This window comes from Dietzia sp. SYD-A1 (assembly GCF_015356725.1).
Lineage (GTDB): Bacteria > Actinomycetota > Actinomycetes > Mycobacteriales > Mycobacteriaceae > Dietzia.
This window is the reverse complement of record NZ_JADDKI010000145.1, coordinates 1-2602: the sequence shown is the minus strand read 5'-3', so window position 1 is coordinate 2602 and position 2602 is coordinate 1. Positions and strand designations below refer to the sequence as shown.

Annotated in this window: 2 protein-coding genes; both read left to right on the top strand. The window is 70.4% G+C overall.

What is annotated here, in order from left to right:
* On the top strand, positions 1–1347 hold a 1347-nt coding region (locus tag IY392_RS06775; protein WP_194860826.1), incomplete at its 5' end, for a hypothetical protein.
* Positions 1344–2450 (top strand): glutamate ABC transporter substrate-binding protein, encoded by a 1107-nt coding sequence (locus tag IY392_RS06770; RefSeq protein ID WP_370446315.1) that lies wholly within the window; start codon positions 1344–1346, stop codon positions 2448–2450. The genes IY392_RS06775 and IY392_RS06770, both read left to right, overlap by 4 nt.
* Positions 2451–2602 lie beyond the last annotated feature (152 nt).

Sequence of the window (2602 nt, the reverse complement as noted above, 5' to 3'; positions counted from 1 at the left end):
TCCACGGGCCCCGGCTCAGAGGACATCGCGCTCAGCCGCCGCCGTCCGGTGCGTCGCCGGGCCGCACGGTTCTGGAACGACGCCCTCACCACACCGGGTCGGATGTCGGTCTTCGCGGTGGTCGCGATCGTGGCGGTGCTGTTCGGCGGCACCGTGGCGTCGCAGACCATCACCCAACGCCAGAGCCACCACGAGACCCTGCTGGCCGAGGTCGAGCCCGTCGCCAACGCCTCCCAGACCCTGTACAGCTCCCTGACCATCGCTGATTCGGCGGCCAACACCGCCTTCATCACCGGGGGCATCGAACCCGCCGAGCTCAGGGATCGCTACCTGCAGGCCATCGCCGCCTCGTCGGCGTCGATCGTCGCCGCCTCGCAGGGCCTCGACCGCTCGGACGAGGAGTCGATCGACCAACTGGCGCACATCAACGCCCAGTTGACCACCTACACCGGACTCGTGGAGACGGCCCGGACCAACAACCGGGTCGCCAACCCGGTCGGCTCGGCGTACCTCGCGTCGGCGTCCACCCTCATGCAGGACACGATCCTCCCCGCGGCCGCCGACCTGTACGACCGCCAGTCCACCTCCGTCGGGGAGTCCGACCGTGAGTGGTCCTCGCCGCCCTGGGGATCGTTCATCCTGCTGGGGGCGGCGATCGCGGTACTGGTGCTGCTGCAGCAGTGGTTGTGGAAGATCACCGGGCGACGGGTCAATCCCGCGTTGGCGCTGGCCTCACTGCTCATGGTGGCGACCTTCCTGCTCACGATGATCGCCGGGTTCCTGGCGGCCAACAACAACGCGCGCGGACTGTCCGAGGGAGCGGCCCCGATGAACGAGCTCACCCGGCAGCGGATCAACGCCCAGAAGGTGCGCGCGCAGGAGACGTTGAACCTGGTGCGGCGCACCGATCCCGAGGGGTCCGCGGCCGAGCGGGCCGCCATCCTGGGCGGCGTCCGCGACACGTTGACCGTCTACCTCGACCCCGACGAGGAGTCCCGCAGCCGCACCAGCCTGGACGGGGACGGCGCCGTCACCAACGCGATCGAGGCCCTGGACGAGTGGATGGCCGCGCAGAACCGCGCGGATTCGCTGTACCAGCAAGGTGACTACCAGGGGGCGATCCTCATCTCCTCGGGGCAGGGCGAGGGCGATTCGGGGGCCGCCTTCGACGAGTTCGACGAGTCGATGCAGGACGCGATCGAGGAGGCCCGCGACACGCTGCGCACCCGTATCGACAACGCACGGCGCACCTCCGCCACCGGGCCGGACCTGATCATGGCGTTGTCCGCCCTCGCCGCCTTCGCCGTCATCGTGGGGATCGCCCCCCGGATCAGGGAGTACCTGTGAGTGCGCGGGGGACGTGGCGGTCCGGGGGGAGCGCCGGGCGGCGGGCCGCCCGCGTGGTGACCGGGGGTGTCCTGGTGGCCGCCCTGGCGGTCTCCGGTGCGTGTGGAGTCAACGACGACGACGAGGCGCGCGGTGACGACGGCGGGTCGGGCCGGGAGACGGCCTCGGTGGTGACCGGATCCGACTACGTCGGCATCCCCGAGGTCTCCGCCGTGATGCCGCTACCGGCCGGAGCGGTCGTGACGACAGAGAGTCCGACGGGGCTACCCCAGGTCTCGGCGGACGAATCCTGCGACCCGCTCCCGAGTCTGCGCCCCGATGACGCCACACCCGAGGAGCGCGTCCCCCGCATCCGGGATCGGGGGCGGTTGATCGTGGGCCTGGACCAGGGGTCCAACCTGTTCTCTTTCCGTGACCCGGCCACCGGTCAGCTCACCGGTTTCGACGTGGACCTGGCCCGGGAGATCGCCCGGGACATCTTCGGGGATCCCGGCCAGGTGGAGTTCCGGTCCCTGACCTCGGCCAACCGCATCGAGGCGTTGGAGAACAACCAGGTCGACGTGGTGATCCGGTCGATGTCCATCACCTGTGCGCGCCGGGAGGTGATCACCTTCTCCGTGCCGTACTACCGCGCCTACCAGCGGGTGTTGGCCGTGCGGGGCTCCGGGATCACCGAGATCGAACACCTCGAGGGTCGGCGGGTGTGCGTGGCGGCGGGAACCACGTCGGCCTCACGCCTGTGGGACGAGCTCGACCGGCTCACGGTGCTGTCGGTCAACACGTGGGCCGACTGCCTCGTGGCCATCCAACAGAACCAGGTGGACGCCATCACCACCGACGACGCCATCCTGGTGGGCATCACCGCCCAGGATCCCTACCTGGAGATCGTCGGCCCGCAGCTCAACGCGGAGCCGTACGGGGTGGGAATCGCCAGGTCGACTCCCGGGAACGACACGGACGGTCTGGTCCGGCAGGTCAACTCGACGCTCGAGCGGATCCGAACCGATGGAACGTGGAACCGGATGTACTCCACCTGGCTCTCCGGACTGGGCCCGAGCCCCGGGATGCCCGCGCCGACCTACGTGCCGGAGGAACCGCGATGAGCTACCGCGGCGCGGATGACGGAGCCCCCCTCGACGAGCCGACCGTCGGAACCCAGGCCACGTTCCGGCCCGAGCCGACGCAGGACACCGGGTCGACCCCGGACACCAGGGCGACGCCGACGGGCCGGGCACACACGGAGGCGACCGAGGCC